The 19682-nt window shown below is 64.8% G+C and carries 21 protein-coding genes; 10 read left to right on the top strand and 11 right to left on the bottom strand.

The annotated features are described in order from the left end of the window. Positions 1-37: 37 nt before the first annotated feature. From K5R33_RS11950 to K5R33_RS11940, 3 genes are all read right to left on the bottom strand, one after another. The gene (locus tag K5R33_RS11950) at positions 38-1006 is read right to left on the bottom strand and encodes a nuclear transport factor 2 family protein (RefSeq protein WP_220749276.1); all 969 of its coding nucleotides are present in this window, start codon (positions 1004-1006) and stop codon (positions 38-40) included. Next, entirely contained in the window at positions 1003-2022 is a 1020-nt protein-coding gene (locus tag K5R33_RS11945) for a LacI family DNA-binding transcriptional regulator (RefSeq protein WP_220749275.1), read from the bottom strand. Before K5R33_RS11945 ends, K5R33_RS11950 begins: the two co-directional genes overlap by 4 nt. Before the next feature lie 70 nt (positions 2023-2092). Next, on the bottom strand, positions 2093-2848 hold the full coding sequence (locus K5R33_RS11940) for an SDR family NAD(P)-dependent oxidoreductase (protein WP_220749274.1): 756 nt from the start codon (positions 2846-2848) through the stop codon (positions 2093-2095). 123 nt (positions 2849-2971) lie between these two features. On the opposite strand from K5R33_RS11940, the gene K5R33_RS11935 reads away from it, so the two are divergent. Further along, positions 2972-3544: an exopolysaccharide biosynthesis protein gene (locus tag K5R33_RS11935; RefSeq protein ID WP_220749273.1), complete on the top strand. Its 573-nt coding sequence runs from the start codon at positions 2972-2974 to the stop codon at positions 3542-3544. A 6-nt stretch (positions 3545-3550) separates the two neighbouring features. Here K5R33_RS11935 and K5R33_RS11930 read toward each other — a convergent pair whose 3' ends face one another. The 3 genes from K5R33_RS11930 to K5R33_RS11920 all read right to left on the bottom strand — a co-directional run bounded on the left by K5R33_RS11930 (position 3551) and on the right by K5R33_RS11920 (position 6902). Then, entirely contained in the window at positions 3551-4495 is a 945-nt protein-coding gene (locus K5R33_RS11930) for an ester cyclase (protein WP_220749272.1), read from the bottom strand. 625 nt (positions 4496-5120) lie between these two features. Then, positions 5121-6110, bottom strand: coding sequence for an alpha/beta hydrolase (locus K5R33_RS11925; protein ID WP_220749271.1), 990 nt, complete (start codon positions 6108-6110; stop codon positions 5121-5123). A 45-nt stretch (positions 6111-6155) separates the two neighbouring features. Further along, the gene (locus K5R33_RS11920) at positions 6156-6902 is read right to left on the bottom strand and encodes an alpha/beta fold hydrolase (RefSeq protein ID WP_220749270.1); all 747 of its coding nucleotides are present in this window, start codon (positions 6900-6902) and stop codon (positions 6156-6158) included. Positions 6903-7152: 250 nt separating this feature from the next. Between K5R33_RS11920 and K5R33_RS11915 the strand changes: the two genes are divergently transcribed. From K5R33_RS11915 to K5R33_RS11900, 4 genes are all read left to right on the top strand, one after another. Next, complete coding sequence (locus tag K5R33_RS11915) at positions 7153-7926, top strand: ArsR/SmtB family transcription factor (protein ID WP_220749269.1); 774 nt, start codon at positions 7153-7155, stop codon at positions 7924-7926. Positions 7927-8017: 91 nt separating this feature from the next. Beyond that, complete coding sequence (locus K5R33_RS11910; protein WP_220749268.1) at positions 8018-8446, top strand: SRPBCC family protein; 429 nt, start codon at positions 8018-8020, stop codon at positions 8444-8446. Then, positions 8446-8856: an MAPEG family protein gene (locus K5R33_RS11905; protein WP_220749267.1), complete on the top strand. Its 411-nt coding sequence runs from the start codon at positions 8446-8448 to the stop codon at positions 8854-8856. Before K5R33_RS11910 ends, K5R33_RS11905 begins: the two co-directional genes overlap by 1 nt. 49 nt (positions 8857-8905) lie before the next feature. Then, positions 8906-9085 (top strand): hypothetical protein, encoded by a 180-nt coding sequence (locus K5R33_RS11900; protein ID WP_220749266.1) that lies wholly within the window; start codon positions 8906-8908, stop codon positions 9083-9085. Positions 9086-9160: 75 nt separating this feature from the next. On the opposite strand, the gene K5R33_RS11895 is transcribed toward K5R33_RS11900, so the two are convergent. Both K5R33_RS11895 and K5R33_RS11890 read right to left on the bottom strand, forming a co-directional pair. Further along, positions 9161-9901: an RlmE family RNA methyltransferase gene (locus tag K5R33_RS11895; RefSeq protein WP_220749265.1), complete on the bottom strand. Its 741-nt coding sequence runs from the start codon at positions 9899-9901 to the stop codon at positions 9161-9163. A gap of 166 nt (positions 9902-10067) precedes the next feature. Continuing rightward, a complete protein-coding gene (locus K5R33_RS11890; RefSeq protein ID WP_220749264.1) occupies positions 10068-11216 on the bottom strand; it encodes a Ppx/GppA phosphatase family protein in 1149 nt (382 codons plus the stop codon). A 236-nt stretch (positions 11217-11452) separates the two neighbouring features. Between K5R33_RS11890 and K5R33_RS11885 the strand changes: the two genes are divergently transcribed. From K5R33_RS11885 to K5R33_RS11865, 5 genes are all read left to right on the top strand, one after another. Then, on the top strand, positions 11453-11758 hold the full coding sequence (locus tag K5R33_RS11885) for a virulence factor (RefSeq protein ID WP_220749263.1): 306 nt from the start codon (positions 11453-11455) through the stop codon (positions 11756-11758). After that, positions 11758-12660, top strand: a complete 903-nt coding sequence (locus tag K5R33_RS11880) for a methylenetetrahydrofolate reductase (protein WP_220749262.1) — start codon at positions 11758-11760, stop codon at positions 12658-12660. Before K5R33_RS11885 ends, K5R33_RS11880 begins: the two co-directional genes overlap by 1 nt. Then, entirely contained in the window at positions 12657-13643 is a 987-nt protein-coding gene (locus tag K5R33_RS11875) for a methyltetrahydrofolate cobalamin methyltransferase (RefSeq protein WP_220749261.1), read from the top strand. Before K5R33_RS11880 ends, K5R33_RS11875 begins: the two co-directional genes overlap by 4 nt. Before the next feature lie 38 nt (positions 13644-13681). Then, positions 13682-13912, top strand: a complete 231-nt coding sequence (locus K5R33_RS11870) for an N-(5'-phosphoribosyl)anthranilate isomerase (RefSeq protein WP_220749260.1) — start codon at positions 13682-13684, stop codon at positions 13910-13912. Positions 13913-13982: 70 nt separating this feature from the next. Then, positions 13983-15992 carry an ASKHA domain-containing protein gene (locus K5R33_RS11865; RefSeq protein ID WP_220749259.1) on the top strand — a complete coding sequence of 670 codons (2010 nt, stop codon included), beginning with the start codon at positions 13983-13985 and terminating at the stop codon, positions 15990-15992. On the opposite strand, the gene K5R33_RS11860 is transcribed toward K5R33_RS11865, so the two are convergent. From K5R33_RS11860 to K5R33_RS11850, 3 genes are all read right to left on the bottom strand, one after another. Further along, on the bottom strand, positions 15979-16608 hold the full coding sequence (locus K5R33_RS11860; protein ID WP_220749258.1) for an ATP-binding cassette domain-containing protein: 630 nt from the start codon (positions 16606-16608) through the stop codon (positions 15979-15981). The two genes, K5R33_RS11865 and K5R33_RS11860, sit on opposite strands and share 14 nt — an antisense overlap. Continuing rightward, positions 16601-18265 (bottom strand): ABC transporter permease, encoded by a 1665-nt coding sequence (locus tag K5R33_RS11855; RefSeq protein WP_220749257.1) that lies wholly within the window; start codon positions 18263-18265, stop codon positions 16601-16603. Before K5R33_RS11855 ends, K5R33_RS11860 begins: the two co-directional genes overlap by 8 nt. Before the next feature lie 195 nt (positions 18266-18460). Continuing rightward, positions 18461-19657, bottom strand: coding sequence for an ABC transporter substrate-binding protein (locus K5R33_RS11850; RefSeq protein ID WP_220749256.1), 1197 nt, complete (start codon positions 19655-19657; stop codon positions 18461-18463). Between the last annotated feature and the right edge of the window lie 25 nt (positions 19658-19682).

Genomic DNA, 19682 nt, shown 5'->3' with positions numbered 1-19682 from the left:
GCACAGCCCTGAACCCCCGAAGGCTCCAACCGGTTTATCAGCCGGTCCCCAAGTGAATTTGCTTCCAAATCGCCGTCTCGTCATAGACGGTCCATTCTCGGCGCAGGCCCCAGGGGCCGAACTCCGCGTGGGTAATGCCCATGACATGGACGTCCGCCCCGGTCGGCGCGCCAAACACACCCCAGCCGGAGTGCCGTCCCGTCAGGGACCACCGGACGGCGGCACGGGGCGGCATCATCTCGTCTTCGCGCCCAATCACATGGTGCACCTCAAACAGTGCATCTGGGAACGACGCGCGCAGCCCAATCCAAAAGCGGTCGGCGGCGTCGGTGCCATGGGCCGTGACACCGCCCGGGTATTCCAAATGACAGGCACGGTCATAGGCCTGGGGGATGACGCGCAGATCGGCGCCCATGATCCGAATCAGGATGTCGGCCAGTTCCGCGCCGCGCGGATGGTCATTGCCACGCCCCGTGTAAGGCCCGGGCTGGTCGATCTCGGGCGTAAAGGGGCGGATTGCATTGGCCGCCCCACCCTCTCGCGCGATCAGGTCGGCGGCATAGGCGGATGGCTCCCACCCCAATTGCCGGACGATGGCGCCCTGGTCGCGGATCAGCCATTCGTCGTCGATGGCGATCCCCGTGACATGGCAATCGGCCATGATGCGATACACGAGCGTCTTGCCGGTGGCCTTCCCATAGACGCCGTCGCCCAAATGCGTTGCCGTGGACAGCAGACGGTGGGAGGACAACATTCCCGTCTCCGGGCTCTCTCCGCTCCAGATGACATCCTCGCCCAGCAACGTCCGATCGGGAAACTCAGCCAGGGTCGCCATGGTCGCGCCGATCACGCTCTGATTGCCGATCACCACCGACCCTGGCGACCGCACGACGATCTCTGGCGCGTAATACTCATGGAGGGTGGCAAGTCCGCGATCTTCCCAGATCTCCTTTGTGATGCCGAGGATGTAATCCGGCAGGTCTTTCCAGCGGTTGTTGAACGTCATGTGGTTTGGTCCTTGGGCAAACGGGCAGAGCCGCGCACGACAAGCGGCCCGTCGATTTCAATCTTTTGGGGGCGGCGACTGGGCGTCTCGATCTGGGCCAGCAGTTCGGAGACCGTGGCCGCGATCATCCGGCGGGCCGGTTGGCGCACGGTGGTAAGGTCATAGCTAGGCCAAGCAGCCATGGCGATGTCGTCGTAGCCGACGATGGACACATCGCCTGGCACCGACACACCCAGATCATGGCGCAGCACGTCCATCACGGCCAAAGCCATGTAATCGTTGCCCACGAAGATCGCATCCGGCGGCGTCGGCGCCTCCATCATCGTGCGCGCGGCTTCGCAGGCCTCGGCACGGCTATACTTGCCGTCCGCCTGCCCATGCAGGCCCTGCCCCGCCGCCGCGAGAGCTGTCGCAAACCCGGCGGCCCGGTCGCGCCCCGTGGAGGACCCTTGCCACCCGGAGATATGCGCGATCCGGCTGTGATTGCCCGCCAGGAGGAACTCCGCCGCGCGCTGCCCCCCAGCGCGGTTGTCAGAGGTAATCGACGACAGCCCAGACCCCGCGATCCCCCGGTTGAACAAGACCACGGGCAGCCCCGCCGCCGCGCAGCGTTCCACCAAGCGCCCCGACAGATCCACCGATGCCGCGATCAGTGCATCCACCTGATAATCCATCAGTTCATCGACCACCCGGTCCAGGTCCACCGCCGAATTGCCCACGGTGAACATCAACAGATGATAGCCCTCGGCCTGGAGCGCATGGGACAGCTTTTCGACCGCATCGGCAAAGAACGGGTTGTCCAGATAGGCCACGACGAGTCCCACGATCCGAGACCGCCCTGTGATCAGACTGCGGGCAAGGACATTGGGCCGATAGCCGAGCGCCTCTGCCGCGGCGCGAACGCGGGCCTCCATTTCCGCGCTGACCGAGGCCCCTTTCGTAAAGACACGGCTCACGGCGGACTGGCTGACGCCCGCCTTCCGCGCCACATCGAGCGAGGTCACCTTGCGGGGCATGGCGCACCATCCGCAGGGCCAGCGACTGGCCCCCGATCCCCTCGGACAACTTCTATGACCAGCGCTCCCTTCATCCGGCTGTCCATCCGCCGTCCACCAGGATCGAGGTGCCGGTGATCATGGCGCTGGCCTCGGACGCCAAAAATACCACGGGTCCCATGATATCCTCGACTTCGCCCACACGGGGCAGCTTGATCTTTTCGTCGATCCAGGCCCGACGCTCCGGGTTGTTGAAAGTGGCTTCGGTCAGTGGCGTGCGGATGAAGGTGGGGCAGATCGTGTTGACCCGGATGTTCTTGGGTCCCCACTCGATGGCCATGGCTTTGGTCATCCCTTCGACGCCATGTTTGGTGGCGCAATAGACAGCGCGGTCAACGCCCCCCACGTGCCCCATCTGACTGCTGATCTGGATGATGGACCCGCCATTGTTCATGGTGGCAGCAATTTTTTGGGCCATGAAATATGCCGCGCGCAGGTTGAGCCCCGCAACCAGGTCGAAATCCTCCGGCGTCGTCTCTGCCGAGGGTCCATGCCGGGCGACGCCAGCGGAATTGCACAGGATGTCGAAGGGGCCATACTCCGCGAGGAAGGCATCCAGCATAGCAAGGTCGGACACATCACAGGCCCGACCATCCGCCCCATGGCCAGCCGCCCGCATCGCCTCGACCGCCTCGGTCACGCCTGCCTCGGATCGGGCGCAGACCACGACCTCAGCCCCTGCTTCGGCCAGGGCCACGGCGCAGCCCAACCCGATGCCGCGCGTGCCCCCTGGGACAAAGGCGCGGCGACCGTCCAGGCGAAACGAAGGCGTTGCTGGCAGTGTCATGGAAACCCCCTGTGGCTTGCATACCTATGCAGACACGCTTCCGCCGTCGCATTCAAGGGCGAAGATCAAACCACTGGCCCAGTCCCCACGTAGAAAACCAAACACCCCTTGCAGAGCAGGCCCATGACCAGTCCTACCGCCATCCTCCAGGATTTGGAGCAAGCCGCGACCGGTGCGGACACGGTCACCCTCCGTCGCTTGGCGGATCAACTGGGCTGCCGGTCTGTCGGTGCGATCCTGGCCGTGCCTGCCGCCTTGGAACTGACGCCCATTGGGGGCATCCCCGGCGTTCCCACCCTGCTGGCGACGGTTATCGCGCTGGTCGCCTGTCAGCTTTTGATCGGGCGGGAAAGTCTATGGCTGCCGGGCGTGCTGGCGCGTCAGGGTATATCGGCCACGCGGCTGTCAAAGGCCGCCCGGGGCTTGAGGCCTGCGGCCCAATGGGCCGATGCCCATTTGGGCCAGCACCTCCGGTGGCTTGTGGGTCCCATGGGCCAGCGATGTGCGGCGGCGGCGATCTTGGCGCTCTGCCTCACCGTGCCGGCGCTTGAATTACTACCGTTCCTATCGTCCGTACCGATGGGAGTGATCCTGCTGTTCGCCCTGGGCCTGATGACCCGAGACGGTCGCGTCATGGCCCTTGCCTGGACGATGGTGTTGGCCGCCGTATGGGTCATCTGGCGCGTCTTGGTTTGACCCCCGTCACAGCAGTTGGCGCATCCGCGCTAGGACATCTACGCCTAACTGGTCCCAGACGTGGAGCAGATCAACGGTGACCCAGTTTTCCCGGATCAGATCGCCTTCGACCCGCCAGAAATCGAGACTGCGCATGGTGATCCGCTGACCGGCCCCCGCGATCCCAAGCCAGCCCCCAGCGGAGACAGTCATCGACATCCCCGGCCAGGCCGTGAAGCCAACGTAGTCGCCTTGGGCAAAGAAGTGGCCATTCTCGATGTGGCCTCGCCGGTCGGGCATAGCGTCCAGGAACGGGATTTGGTGATGGTCCCGGAACCCACGGATCCCGCGCAGGTTCCCGATACCGCCGGGGCCGTACCAGCTGCACTGCGGGTGCCAAAAGCGAGGCAGCTGCATCGCGTCCTCGCCCTGGGGTGACAGGTGAAGGTGGTCCAGCATGTCTCCCACAACACGGAGGGCATGGCTCCCGTCACCGGCTACGCGCAGCCCGTCCTGGGTCATGGGACCCGGCACACGGCCGGAGGCGCCGAGTGGCGGCCCCATGGGCCAGACGCCCGCTTGCAACATCAGATCGGGCAGATCCCAGATGGCTTGGACCTCCACAGCCTGACCACCTTCCAAGCGGTAAAACTCGTGAAACCGCAGCGCTGCCAGGCGTCGTGTTCCGGGAATACCGAGAAACGGGCCATCGAACCGCCCGGCGTAATGCCCCGCCTGCCCCAGCCATATTTGCCCGTGGGCATCTATCCCTTCGACGGAGATCTGCACCCGCCGCTCCACGTCTGGGATGGCAGACCAGAGCGGATCGAGGGCGGTCGCGACAAATTCCGCGCCGCCGGTCACATCCCCGAACGGGTGGCACAGGTGAACCGTCGCGTCATCGGCCACGGCATCGGTCACATGGGCGCGCATTTCTGCATCTGAACACGCCTGGAGGGCGGCGAGAAACATGGGGTATCTCCTGCAATGGCGGCGTGGTGGGCTGAGGCAAAACCCGGCTGTCGCAAAGACCCGGGTGGCGCCCGTCCCCTTGCACATGGCTTTGCATAGGATTGCAAGGGGCCTTCGTTTTCGACGTGTCGGTCTCACAGGGCTGACGATTGCGGGTCAATGTCTCCACGCCTGTTGTTATCGCGGTCCGAATGGGTGCGATCCTAGCCTTGGTCTTCTGACCGAGTGTTCCGCCGCTGCAATAAAAACTGTCGGGGCTGTCTCTGACGACGCCTCGACCCGTGTCGCCCCGAAGTTTTGGCGTTCCGCTTTTCATTCGGAGTGACGCCAAGGGCGCCACATCAAAGCGGCAGCGTCACGCGTCGCCAGAACGTAGGTCACCACCGCTTTCAGGCAGGTCAAAAAAGGCGAGCTTAACGAGCTACGGTCGCGTGATGATTGTCGGCAAAACTGGCGGAAAGCCTTGCTGGACAGCGTCGAGCCTTTGGGGCCAAAGCCCATAGCGCGGCGGCGGCAAGATGGCCCGCATCATGTTACGAACATTTGCCACAGGACCTGTGACGTATCGGTGCGCCGTGAAAAAGACCGGCACTTCGGCTTGGCCGCCTTATCCGCGTCCCACGCGCTAAAGGCCTTTGATCCAGGCGACAAAACGGTCAATTGCTTCAGGGGTTTGCGCCGGGCTGAGGATGTCGCCCGCAAGGACGTGGTTGTAGCTGTCGTCCCCCTCGACAAGGGTCACGCGCTCCACGGTCATCGGGCCGCCCCAGGCGGCGGCGACGCGCTCCGTCGTCGTTGGGTCGACCACGCTGTCATCGGGCGAGACATAGATCAAAGCGGGGACCGTCGCTGCGGACCAATCCATTGTGGCCGCATAATCCACCAGAGCCTGCATCGGCAGCACGGACACCGTCGGGTACTCCACTGTCCAATGGGCTGCGTGACGGGTGTTCTGCGGCTCAAACGAGCGGGTCTCACCCGCCAGGAGCGGCACCCAATGGCGCGCTGCGGGCCAGGACAGCAGCCTGGCCGCCGGGCTGGCCACCTTGAAATTCGGGGACACCAAGATCACCCCGTCCAGATCCGCTCGCACGGGCGCCAACGCCGGATCTGCCGCTGCCAGGGCCGCAAGGGTGCCGCCGGTTGACGTCGCCATCAGAAGGACGCGGTCGCCCAGTCGGCGCCCAATTTCCATGGCTTCGGCGAGGTCTTCTAGCCAATCGCCAGCCGATGGCTCCGCCATCGCCGCGCCGTCACGACCATGGCCGGACAGGCGCTGAAAAAAGAGGTTCGCGCCCAGGGCCTCGGCCACGCGGTCCGGGACGGGCCGAATCTCCCACGGGTCGGCGGAAAACCCATGCAGGTAGACAATCGCGAGATCGGTCCGTTGCCCCGGCGGCCCCGCCCAGCGGATCCGTTTCGCCGAAGCGGGGCGTAGGTTCGGGACCTGGGCCTCCGTATCGGCGAGCCATCCATCCAAATCCTCCGGCACGGTCGTCCCGTCGAAGGATATCTCGGTCTCCACTGTCTCATAGGGACCCACAATCCAAAGCGCCCCTATGGCAACCGCGAGACCAACAACCAGCAAAAGCATCATCCGCAGCACACGCGCCATGGCCTCACCTCCGCCCCGCAGAAGACGCGGCGGGCAACCTGGACGTCAAGTCCCGGCCGCCTCCAGGACCTCCGTAACGCTGCGTTCGATCAGACGCAGACAATCCTCGTCCGAAAACCTGTGGTCGGCCCCGTCCACGAGTGTCAGCCGCATGTCGGGCCCTTCGGCATGGTCCAACAAGCGCAGGGCCGTCTCAACGGAGACATCCGCATCCGCCGTGCCCTGCAAGAAACGCGTCGGGCACGGCAGCGACAGCGCCTGGCGCAGCACCAGCGTCTTGCGCCCCTCTTCGATCAGGCGGCGCGTGATGATGTAGGGCGCGCCGTAATCGGACGGGACCGCGACCTGACCCGTCTCCATCAACGTCTGCCGCTGCGCCTCATCGAAGCTGGCCCAAAAGCCATCCTCGGTGAAATCGGGCGCCGCCGCGATGGTCACGAGGCCCTTAACTTGGTCCGGGCGGTCACGCGTGACCAGGAGAGAGATCCAGCCGCCCATGGATGATCCCACAAGGACCAAGGGACCCGTCGTCACGTGGTCGATCACCGCAAGGGCATCATCGCGCCAATCGCCGATGGAGCCATCCTCAAAGGCGCCCCCGGAAAGCCCGTGGCCGCCGTAGTCGAGGCGCAGGAAGGCTTGGCCCTTGGCTTTCGCCCAGGCTTCGAGGGCGACAGCCTTCGTTCCGTCCATATCCGATTTGAACCCGCCCAAAAACACCACGAGCGGCCCTGTTCCAGGCGTGTGGTGGAACGCCAGGTCCACTCCGTTTCGGGTGATCGTTTGTGCCATGGCCTGCCCTCCTCAATCGCCTCTGCCTACTTTGGCCCGAGCGCTGGGCCAAGGGGCGATGGATGGGCGACTGCTGCATGGGGCACAGGTGACCCCGGTTGCGGTGGCATATTTGGGGAACATCGAAGGGCAGCCGAGGCTCTGCCCGTCCCTTGTTCAGCCGGCTAAGGGGGGAGGCGGCGGCACCTACAACATGTGACTCTATGGTAACATATTTACAGGTGACCCTTCGGTCACGTAATTGTTCGCCATGGATTCGGTCTTTAAGGCCCTTGCCGACCCGTCTCGGCGTGACCTCCTTGATGCGCTTCGTCGCGAGGATGGGCAGACGTTGTCTCAACTGGAGGCAACGCTTCCAATGTCGCGCTTTGGGGTGGCCAAGCACCTCAAGGTGCTGGACGACGCGGGGCTGGTGACACGGGTGAAACGGGGACGCTTCACCCATCACTACCTCAATGCCGTGCCATTGGCCGAGGCTATGGCCCGCTGGATCGAACCCTATCGCGTGGCACCCGCGGTGCGGGGGGTGCTGGACTTGAAAGCCCGATTGGAGGGAGAGATGACCAACACACCCGACTTCGTGCAAAGCACGTTCATCCGCTGCAGCCCGCTTGATCTTTGGCGCGCGCTGACCGATGCCGCCGACATATCCCGTTGGCACTTTCTGACGCCGAATGTGCGGCGGGATGGTGACCTGATCGCTTACGACGGTCCTCCTGGCGAGCCGATGCTTCTGTGTCGGATTTCTAAGGAAGACCCGCCCGTTCGCCTAGAGATGACCTTTGAAATCCAAGGCGACGGGGCCGCCCCGCCGTCTCGGGTGGTGCAGAGCGTCGCCGTTGAGGGCGCGCATTGCTGCCTCACCCTGGAACACTTCGGCCTGACCCATGCGGTTGTGCCGGGCCAGGGCGTGTTCGATGGATGGAGCCGGTGGGCCGCCGGGTTGAAGACCTGGCTGGAAACCGGAGAGCCGACACGGTTCGGCGCCCCTTCGACTCAGAGCGAGACCTCGCCCTCGAACTGATCAAAGCGCCCGCAAGCCTGCGGACCGACGCCTACCGCTCCGCGCCGTGCGGGTCGGCTCTCTCGACGTGTCTGCCATGAAAGGACCGACAATGACCCCAAGACCCGACTATGTTTTGCGCACCTTCATCCGGTGCAGCCAAGACGCCTTGTGGAGCGCGTTGACCGAGGCCGATGCTGCCGCCAACTACCACCCCTTTGCGCCGGAAGCGGTGCGCGACGGCGAAGCCTTGGTCTACAAACAGACCGATGGATCGAACATGTTGATCTGTCGCGAGATATCCAAGACCCCCAAAACCCGCATCGAAGCAGAGTTCGTGCCGCAGTGGGCGCCGGACATCCCCGTCTCGCGCTTTGTTTGTATGATTGCGGTGGAAGGAGGGTATTGCGCGCTGACCCTTGAACACTATGACATCCCCGAAGGGGGTGAGGGCTATGCCGACGGGTGGGAACGCTTGGTCGCGGCGCTTAAAACCTGGCTGGAAACGGGCACGCCCACGCGCATCGGAGGGCAAGCCTGATGACCCCGGAACTCTGGTGGATGACCTGGACCGCCCTGCTGGCCGCATCGATGTGGATCCCATACATCGTGGGCGTCAATACCGAGCCTAAGGGAGAGGACGCGCCAGATCCTTTCCTCCGCCCGCCGCCGCTGTCGGAGGTGCGGCCCTGGGTCCACCGTGCCCACCGCGCGCACCTCAACCTCCTTGAACAATTCCTGCCCATGCTGGCTGTGGTTTTGATCGCCCATACTGCTGGTATCTCATCCTCTGTGACGGTTTGGGCCTGCGGGATCTTTTTTGCGGTGCGTCTGCTCCATGCTTGGGGGATGATCGGAGGCTGGGCGCGGTTTCCGGCACGACCCCTGCTGTTTTTGGTCGGGTGGGTCTGCGTGCTGGCCGTGGGGATCAACGTTCTTGTCGCAGGCTGAGGTCGGACCCCAATCCTTCCCCGCGCGTTGGCGCCGGGAAGGAGGCACTATGACCAAGCACGCGACCGAGAAAGCCGAGCAACCGGATGGCCAAACGAAGTACGACGTTCCGACCACGCCCGACGAAGACTTCGCCATCGATCAGCGCGGCGATAACCCTAAGCGCGCCAATGCGGCCCCACCGGCATCCCCAGTGGATAAGGTAGTGTCGCTTTTGAAGAAGGACTAGGCGGCGACGACTCTAGGCGCCAGGTTCAAGCCGGGCCAGCTAGAGAGCTAGGGTAAAGCGGGGCACCTAGGCGCCCTAGTCTACCGACGGCGCCCGAAATCCCATGGCGACCACGAACTTCTCTGAGCTGTCGGAGCGGCTCGCCCCTGGTTTAACGTTGGCCACCTTGTCGAAACGCGACTTTAACCGCTTCTGAAGATCGCCCTCCGCGCCACCGGCTAGAACTTTTGCAACAAACGTGCCGCCCGGCGCTAACACATCAAAGGCCAGTTCCGCTGCGGCCTCACAAAGCGCAATGATCCGCAAATGGTCGGTCTGTTTGTGGCCGGATGAGGCAGCCGCCATGTCCGACATGACCACATCCGCTTCGCCCCCAAGCCACGCCTTCACCTGATCGTCCGCACCGTCAGCGAGGAAATCCAAAACGTGGACCTCTGCTCCGGCCACCGGGTCGACCTCTTGCAGGTCCAGGCCGATGATCCGGCCTTGGGCTTTTTTCGCGTTGGACCCGTCGGAGTTGATCCGGGGCACGGCGACTTGCAGCCACCCGCCCGGCGCGCAGCCCAGATCGACAACCCGCGCGCCCGGTTTCAGGAACCCGTACTTGTCATCAAGCTCCATGATCTTGAACGCCGCGCGGCCCCGATAGCCTTCGGCTTTGGCCCGCTGCACATAGGGGTCGTTCAGTTGGCGTTCGAGCCAGAGTTTGGACGACAGCTTTCGGCCCCGCGCGGTCTTCACCTTCACGGTCAGATCCCGTTGCCCGCGTCCGGAGACCTTGCCGGACCGGAGACCTTTGATGGGTTTTTTCGCCATATGGCGCAGATAAACCGTCAGGCCCCGTTTAGAAAGCCCCTAGCCCGGACGGGGCTGCACGCGTTGAGGCTCGGTCGGACCAAAGTATCTGATGGTGACCTTGTGCGCGACACGCGCGGCTGCGCGAACACGTTAGCAGGCAAGACCCATGGCCCTGGCCTTCTGCTCAGAACGGCCCGTCGTCCAGGACGCCGTCTGCCGACATCTGCGCGTAAAGCAACCCTTCGCGCAACCCTCGGTCGGCCACCGACAATCGGTCTGTCGGCCAGACCCGCAGCAGCGCTTGCAAAATGGCGGCCCCAGACATGATGAGCGCATGGCGGTCGCGACCGATGCGCGGATCATTGCGGCGCCCATCGGGCCCCATGGCCAGATACCCCCGGATCACGCGGTCAATCTGGCTGGTGGTCATGCGCAGGCCATCGACCTTGTTACGGTCGTAACGGCGCAGGTTCAGATGCGTCGCGGCCACGGTCGTCACCGTCCCCGAGGTGCCGATGATCTGAAAGCCGGGATCGCTGTCCCCCGCCGCGTCCTCGTAGGGGGAAAACTCCTGCAGACACTCCTCGAAGTGCCAAGACATCAAGGCAAAGCGCGCGGCGTCATCGGTCACGTCGCGGAACTGATCCTTCAACGTCGCCACGCCCAGGGGGATCGAGATCCAATCCACGACTTTCACGGCTGGAAACAAGCTGTCTCCATCGGGCTGGAACCCGGAATGGAGCCGCATGATCGCCCGGGCGCGGTCATGGCGCGGCACGCGGGTCAGGTCGATCCAGACCAGTTCCGTCGACCCTCCGCCAATATCCACGACCAGCAGTTGCTCGGTCTTGGAGGACACAAGCGGCGCGCAAGAGACCACAGCAAGGCGCGCCTCCTCCTCCGGCTCGATGATATCCAGGGGCAGACCCGTCTCGCGATCAACAAGTCGGATGAACTCAGCGGCATTCGTGGCGCGGCGACAGGCCTCGGTCGCGACCAGACGCATCCGCTTAACTTCATGGGTTTCCAACTTGCGGCGACAGATCTTCAACGCGCCAATCGTCCGCGCCATGGAAGACCGTGACAAACGCCCCGACTGCTCCAACCCATTGCCGAGTTGAACCGACTTGGAAAAGCTATCGACCACATGGAGTTGGGAGCCCTTGGGCTGGGCGATCAGCATCCGACAGGAGTTCGTTCCAAGGTCCAGCGCGGCGTACAATTCCGCGGAATCCGGGCGATCCAATTCGGCCGGGACAAGCGCTTTCGGTCCGACGGGCCGGGGGGCACCCTCTGGCGTCCGGCCCAAGTTGACCGGGTCGTCCGGCGGCATTGGAAGCTCCTGCACTATCTTATCCGGCGAGTGTATGCGCCAGCCCCCCCGTCGGGCAAGGGTTGTTCATGATGAACTTGAAAGATCTGACGTCAACGCCCCCTCGCCCGCAGCACCCGGCGATGCCATATGACAGGCATGTGTCGTCATCAGGCATGGCGGCGTCGATAACCGACAGTGACCCAGTGGTCGGCGGCCCTATAGCTCGAGCTCGGATAGGTCGTGAGGGAGTGGACATGGCGCAGATAACAGTCGTCTATTGGCGGGATATCCCGGCCCAGGTGCTGGCGGGCAAGGGGCGCCGGGCTGCCAAGGTGCAGCTGTCGGAACGGTTCGAACAGGCCATCGACCGGGCGGCCATGCGCTCGGGCGCGTCCGAGACGGATGCCTATCTCGCAGATTGGCGGAAGGTCGCGGAGGGCGACGCCGCAGGGTCCGACGCAGAGGCCGCTGCCGCCCGCGCCGCCGAATTGGAAGCGGCTTGGACGCCGGAGCGTTTGCGCGATGTTGCCCTCGCGGGCGGGACGGAGGCCGCTGTCTGATGGCCATTCTAGGATTTCGAAAGAAGGACGCCGAGGTCACACCGCCCGACCCGACCCTGGCCGCATTTCTGCAAGGCGCCTCCATTGAGGTCATGCCCCGCACGGCGGAAAAGATCGCTGATTTCGGTGCGATTTTGCCCAAGGGCACGCGGGTGTACGTGGCCCATATCGACGGCACCGCAATCGAAGACATGGTCAGCACCGCCGCCCGCCTGCGTGCCGAGGGTATGGAGCCGATGCCCCACTTCCCCGCGCGCATCATCCGCGACCAAGCCACGCTGACCGATTGGATTGCGCGCTACCGTGGCGAAGCGGATGTGCGTCAGGCGCTTCTGTTGGCCGGTGGCGTGTCTGCGCCGGTGGGCAACTTTGCGACCTCCATGGATTTGCTGAGCTCCGGCGCGTTCGACGGGTTCGAGCGCCTCCATGTGGCAGGCCACCCGGAAGGAAACCGCGACATTGACCCGGACGGTGGCGATAAAAACGTCTCCGAAGCGCTCCAATGGAAGCAGAAATTCTCGGAGCGCACCGATGCGGAGATGGCAATTGCCACGCAGTTTTGTTTTGAAGCGGCGCCCGTCATCGCTTGGGCAAACGCCATTCGCGCGGCTGGGGTCGCGCTGCCGGTGCACATCGGCGTGGCAGGTCCGGCAAAGCTGCAGACGCTCATAAAGTTCGCGATTGCTTGCGGTGTCGGCCCCTCCCTCAGGGTCCTGCAGCGGCGGGCGGCGGATGTGACCAAACTGCTGCTCCCGTTCGAGCCCACCGATGTTCTGTCAGAGCTTGCCGCCCACAAGGCCGCGCACCCGGACTTCAATATCGCGTCCGTACACATCTTCCCGCTGGGCGGGATCAAGACCTCGGCCACCTGGCTGGCCACTCACTCAAAGGATGAAGAATGACCCGCACCGTACTGGAATCGAAGACGAAGACTGTCGTCATAGGCTTTGACGACCCGTTCTGCGTCATCGGCGAGCGGATCAATCCAACGGGCCGCAAAAAGCTGGCCGCTGAATTGGAGATGGACGACTTCTCCACCGTCGAGAAAGACGCGCTGGAGCAGGTCGCCTGCGGGGCGATGGTGCTGGACGTGAACTCCGGCGCCGTCTTCACCAACAAGATGGCCGAAGATCCGCGCTATGCGGACAACAACTTTGTCGAGCCCGCGCTGATGCGGTCGCTCGTGGAGAAGGTGCAGGCCCTGGTGGATGTCCCGCTCTGCATCGACAGCTCCGTGCCTGGCGCCTTGGAAAACGGGTTGGAGGCCGCAGAGGGCAGACCGCTGCTGAATTCGGTCACCGGAGAGGAGGAGCGGCTGGAGATCGTCCTGCCGCTTGTGAAGAAATACAACGTGCCCGTTGTGGCGATCTCCAATGACGACACGGGCATCAGCGAGGACCCCGACGTCCGGTTCGCCGTGGCCAAGAAAATCGTGGAGCGCGCCGCAGACCATGGCATCCCCGCCCATGACATCGTGGTCGACCCGCTCGTCATGCCCATCGGCGCCATGGCCACCGCCGGGCAGCAGGTGTTTACCCTGGTGCGCCGCCTGCGGGACGAACTGGGCGTGAACACCACTTGCGGTGCCTCTAACGTCAGCTTTGGCTTGCCCAACCGCCACGGGGTCAACGCGGCCTTCCTTCCCATGGCCATCGGCGCTGGGATGACCAGCGCGATTATGAATCCGATCCGCGCGCAGGAGATGGAGGCAATCAACGCCGCAAACCTGTTAATGAACCACGACCCCAATGGCGGCACTTGGATCGGCTTCACGCGGGTATTGGACGCCGTGAAAGACGGCGCGACCTTTGCCGAAGCCGCCCGCGCTGCGAAATCGGCAGGGGCACGCAGCGGCGGACGGCGCGGCGGTCGTCGGCGCGCCTAACAACCTTTTGTTAACCAAGGATACGATAGCCATGGGGCATGCGCGACGTCGACCATATCCCGCAAAACGACCTTTGGGTGGAGCAATTGTTCTCAGCCAAACAGGTCGCTCGGGGCGGCGTTCTACGGCGCAGTATTGTGGATATCGACCGCAAGATCGGACGTATGCGCCTGATGCAAGAGGTCGAAGCGCGTGGCTTTCGCCTTTTGGAAGCGGGCGGCCAGTACATCATCATCTGCACACGGAAACCCATGCGCCTCCTGGTGTGACGGGAACGAATATTCTGGAATATTCGTCCCGGCCCCGCGCCGATGCGCTAACGCCAGGGCGCGCGCGCCGATGACCGATCATACCGTGATCTTCATGCCATCAGGCAAGCGGGGGACCTTCGCCACCGGTACGCCCGTCTTGAGTGCAGCCCGCAGCCTCGGCGTCGATCTCGATTCTGTCTGTGGCGGACGCGGGATTTGCTCCAAGTGCCAAGTCCAGCCGGGCGAGGGGCACTTTCCCAAACTGGGCGTCACCGTGTCGGCGGATGCGCTGTCCTGCATGAACGCGGTCGAGCGTCGATACGACGAAAAGCGCGGCCTGGCCCCAGGTCGCCGTCTGGGGTGTCAAGCGACCGTACAGGGTGACCTTGTGGTCGATGTCCCTGCCGAAAGCCAAGTGCATCGCCAAGTGGTGCGCAAGGCCGCGACGGCACGACCCGTCACGCTGGACCCTGCGACCCTGGCCTTTACGGTCGTGGTTGAAGAGCCGGATATGGATGCGCCCTCCGGCGACTTGGAGCGGCTTCGCGCTGCTTTGACCCGCGACCACAATCTGTCGGACCTAACGGTTCCCCTGGAGGTGTTGCGCGGGTTGCAAACCACCCTGCGCGCTGGGGATTGGCGGGTCACGGTTGCGGTCAACCTGGACACAAAGACGGTGGCCGCCATCAATCCCGGCGATAGACAAGCGCCGCTCTATGGGCTTGCGATCGACCTCGGGTCGACCACGGTCGCCGCCCATCTTTGCGATCTGTCCACGGGAGACGTCTTGGCCTCCGGTGGGATCATGAACCCCCAGATCCGGTTTGGCGAAGACCTCATGAGCCGTGTCAGCTACGCCATGATGAACCCCGGCGGGGACCGCGATATGACCGCCGCCGTACGGGACGCCTTGGGTGACCTTGCCCGATCCCTCGCGGAGGATGCGGGCATCGCGGCCAGTGACGTGGTCGAAGCCGTCATCGTGTGCAATCCGGTCATGCATCACCTTCTTTTGGGGGTGGACCCGGTCGAATTGGGCCAGGCTCCCTTTGCGCTTGCCACCTCGGACGCGGTGCGCCTGGCCGCCTCCGACCTGGGGTTCGGCGGGCTGGCGGCAGGGGCGCAGGCCTACATTCTGCCCTGTATTGCGGGCCATGTGGGCGCTGATGCTGCTGCTGTGGCCCTGTCAGAGGCCCCGGACACCTCGGACGACATGACCCTGATCGTGGATGTGGGCACCAATGCGGAACTCCTGCTGGGGAACCGGCAGCGGGTGCTCGCCTGTTCATCGCCCACGGGACCGGCCTTCGAGGGCGCGCAAATCAGTGCCGGACAACGGGCCGCGCCCGGCGCCATCGAGCGGGTCGAAATCGACCCGTCGACCAAGGCGCCCAGATTTCGGGTCATCGGCTGCGACCTGTGGTCCGACGACCCAGCCTTTGCCGAAGCCACCGCGGGCACGGGGATCACGGGCATCTGCGGGTCCGGCATTATCGAGGCGGTGGCCGAGATGCGGTTGGCGGGGCTGGTCGATGCCAATGGCTTGATCGGCTCAGCGGAACAGACGGGCACCGAGCGCTGCGTGCCCGAGGGACGGACGCAATCCTATGTGCTGTGGCAGGACGACACGCGCCGGATCTGCGTGACCCAGGGGGATATTCGCGCGATCCAACTGGCGAAATCGGCACTCTATGCGGGGGCGCGGCTGCTGATGGATGAGGTCGGCGTGGACAGCGTTGACCGGGTCACCCTCGCGGGCGCTTTCGGGGCGCATATCTCACCGCACCATGCGATGGTGCTTGGTATGATCCCCGATGCGCCGTTGGAGGCTGTGGGATCGGCGGGGAATGCGGCGGGCCACGGGGCGCGCATGGCGCTCTGTGATCGGAAGATGCGTCTGCGGATCGAGGACTTGGTCCGCCGGATCGAAAAGGTCGAAACAGCCGTGGCCCCTCGGTTTCAGGAGCATTTCGTCGCTGCGAATGCGATCCCCCATGCGGTCGATCCTTTCCCCCACTTGGGCCCCCTGCCCGAGGTAAACTTCAACACCCAAAGCGGCGGACGTCGCCGACGTCGCCAACAGGTCAAAGCTCAATAAGCGGGCCACCGGCGGCGACCACGTCCGCCCGGTCATGGGTCACGAGGACCACGGGAATGCGGGCCGCCCGCGCCCGGTCAAACACTAGGCGCCGGGTTTGATCCCGTAGCCCCTGATCGAGCTTGGAGAACGGCTCATCCAGCAGCAGGGCGCGCGGCTCCGACAGGAGGGTCCGCATCAAGGCAACGCGCGCCGCCTGACCGCCGGACAGCGTCGCGGGATCGCGGGGTCCGTATCCCTCCAAGGAAACATCGGCGAGAGCGGCCTCCACCCGATTGCGTCGCTCTGTGCGGTCACCGCCGGGTCGGAGGCCGAACGCTAGGTTTTCGGCAACGCTCAGGTGCGGAAAGAGGAGCGGATCTTGATAAAGAAGCCCCAGGCGCCGCGCCTCTGGTGGCAAACCGGACAGGTCTTGGCCCTCCAGCGTCAGTTCCCCGTGCGCCCGAAACCCCGGTGCCAGATCGCCCATCAGGTGGGACAGCAGGGTCGATTTCCCCGACCCGCTGGGGCCCATGACCGACAGGACCTCGCCCGGTGGAACGCGGGCGTCGATCTCCAACAGCGGGCGCGCGCCCTCAAAGATCCGGACCCGGTCCAAATGCAAGCCTTCAGTCACGGACCATGGCCTTTCTGTTGCGGAACACCAAGGCGGGGATGGCCAGCGCCAGGACGAAGGGCATGAGCGCCGCCAGGCTTTGGCCCACCCCCCAGACGCCGATGGCCCGCCTGTTGCCCCCAGCGGCCAGGGCCACCGCCTCCGTGGCCAGGGTTGAGACACGCCCCGCCCCCAGCAAGAGCGTCGGCAGGTACTGACCCACGCTCACCGCAACGCCGATGGCGCAGGCCGTCAAAACCGGCGCGAGCAGCATGGGCAGGCGCAACCGCCAGAGGATACGGTCCGGTGTCGCACCAAGGCCAGCGGCCACCCGGGCAATGCGCGTATCCCAAGCACGGTAAGGACCCGACAGGGACAGAAACACATACGGCAGAACGAAAACCACATGCCCCGCAATCACCACACCCGTGCCAGGTCCAACGCCCAGCCAGGCGGGCAGCAGCAGGCCCGGCAGGAAGGCCACCTGCGGCACCAGCAGCGGGAGATACAGAAACCACAAGGCCCGCTGTCCAACGGTGAGGCCGAAGCGATGCTCCGCCTCTAGGCAGCCGATCACCAGGATCAGCGACAGCAAGGTCGCCGTAGCAGCAATGGCGAGTGTCGTTCCGGCGACCGCGATCATCTCCGGGCCGAACCTGGACCAGCTGCGCAGGGTCAGCGCCTCGGGCGCCAAATCGGGAAAGCGCCAGCCCGCCGCGAGGGACCACAAGGCAAGCGCTGCGAGCCCTGCCAGTAGCGCGAGTGCCGACAGACCCGCGAGCGATACTCCGAGGGCGCGCAGGGTTGTCTCTGGCAAGCCGCGTCCCGACCAGATCCAGGCGCGACCGAGGGCGGCGCATAAGCGTTCCGCCCCGACCCAGAGCGCCAAGGTCATGGCCACGGCCGCCACCTGCACCAGGGCCCCTGCCGCGGCCACGGACCGAAGGGCCAGGTCCGGGTCCAGCATCCATCGGGTCACTTGAACGGAGAGCGTCGGCGGCGTGTTCGGGCCAAGGATCGTCGCCACATCCACATTGGTCATGCCGTAGACCAGCACGACCATCACGGGCAGGCGCACCTGGGCATAGACGCCCGGGAAAACGGTTTTCATCCAGCCCGCGACGCGACCGTGGCCCAGGCTGCGGGTAATGGCCATGCGTCGGCGGTGCTCCACCTGGCCCAGGGCGGCGAGCATCATCAGCAGCAGAAACGGCAGCTCCTTAGCGATCAGACCGGCCGTCAGGGACAGGCCCCAAGGATCTTGCAGGATCAACAGATCCGGTGGCACCGACCAGCCCAAGGCCTGGGCGGGCAACCGCGCGATCCAGCCGGAGGGCGCGATCACAAAGGCCAATCCCAGGGCCGCCGCCGCATGGGGCACGGCTAGCAATGGAGACAACAGCCGCTCCAACGCGCGGAACGTGGCGGTTCCCTGCCATCCCGCCAGGATCAGGGCTGCGACGCCAAGGGCACCAAGGGTCGACAGGACACCTGACAGGACGGAGACCGCCGTCGCGCGGGGCAGGCCTGGCCAGTCGAGCACCTGGTGGAACGGTCCCAGACCCAAGCCCTGCCCCACCGGGCCCAGACCGATGGCGGGCAAGACGGTGCCCGCGATGCCGATCAGCACGGGACCGGCAAGCACGAGTACCGTCAAAAGGGGCAAAGGGCGCAGCACTGTTAGCCGCCGCCAGGATGGCTAGGGTCACGCGACGTCTCGGCACCCTGTGGAGGTCGGGAGGACGGGACGGCGACGACATCTGCCGCTGGACCATATGCCCAACGCCCGCGTCGGGACGCAGACCCCGGGGCACATCGTCTCTGTCCCCAAGTGCCAGCGCGCGCCCAGCGCCCTCCGAAGGTCACCGCGGTCTCAGTTCGCGACGCCGTAGCGGGCCACCCAATCCGCGGCCAGACGCTCTGCCCATGTGGGATGCGGCTCCGCCTGGGCCTGGCCCAGCTCCGCCGGAGACAGCGTGGCGACCCCGAGGTCCAGTGCCTCAAAGGCGGCGCGGTCGGCCTCGGGCAATTTGTCCATGTCGAGGACGGTGCCATAGCCCAGGATGTCGGGTGTCTGGGCGCGCAACTGTGCCTCGGGCGACAGGATGATATCGGCGACCACCATGGCCCCTGCGGCAGCATTCGCGTTGTAGGGAATGGCCACGAAACTCGCGTTGCCGAGGGTGCCCTTGTCCAACACGTAGGTGCGCGCGGTGGAGGGCAGTTCGTAGTTGGCAATCGCTGCCGTTGCCTCGCCGGGCGAAAAGCTGATGGCGATGTCGACTTCGCCGTCATTCATCAGTTGTAGCTGGCGCGGGCCTGTCTGCGGGTAGGCCCGTCCTTGACGCCACAGCACGGGGGTCAGCGCATCCATGAAGTCCCACAGGGGGGCGCTGACCTCGGCGTAGTCTTCTCCGACTGGGGATTGCAGGACCACCGGGTCCTCTACCAAGTCAATCAGCATCTGCTTGAGGAACGTGGTGCCCAGGAAATCGGGCGGTTGGGGAAAGGTAAACCGACCCGGATGGGCCTGGGCCCAATCGAGCAGCGCGGGCGCCGAAGTGGGCGGCGTGTCCACCCTGTCGCTGTCGTGGATGAACACGACCTGCGCCATGGCCCAGGGGCTTTCATAGCCTTCGGTGGGCACGGTGAAATCGGTTGTGACGGTCTTTCCCTCCACATCCACATATTGCCAGTTTGGCAGGGCCTCGGCGAAGGGGCCGAACAGAAGATCCTGTTCCTTCATCGAGGCGAAGTTGGCCCCGTTGATCCAGATCATGTCGACTGAGCCGCCGGTGTCCTTACCCGCCTGACGCTCCGACAAAACGAGGCCGACGGCATCGGCGGTGTCCGCCAGTTTGACGTGTTCCAGGGTGACTCCCTGTTCGGCCGCACGCTCTCCGATCCAGGCGATGAAATCGTTCGTGGTCGTGGAGCCACCCCAGGCATGCCAATAGACGGTCTGCCCCTCTGCCTCGGCCAGGACGGCGGGCCAATCCATTGGGTCAGGCTGCTCTGCCATGGCGGGCAAAGTGGTGATGGCGAGCGTGGCAAGGATGGGCAGACGCATGGGGCCTCCGGTAGGTCGGTCGTTG

The sequence above is a fragment of the Jannaschia pagri genome (assembly GCF_019655435.1).
In the GTDB taxonomy this organism is placed as follows: Bacteria; Pseudomonadota; Alphaproteobacteria; order Rhodobacterales; family Rhodobacteraceae; genus Jannaschia; species Jannaschia pagri.
The sequence above is the reverse complement of the archived record's forward strand: the minus strand, read 5'-3'. Positions and strand labels throughout refer to the sequence as shown.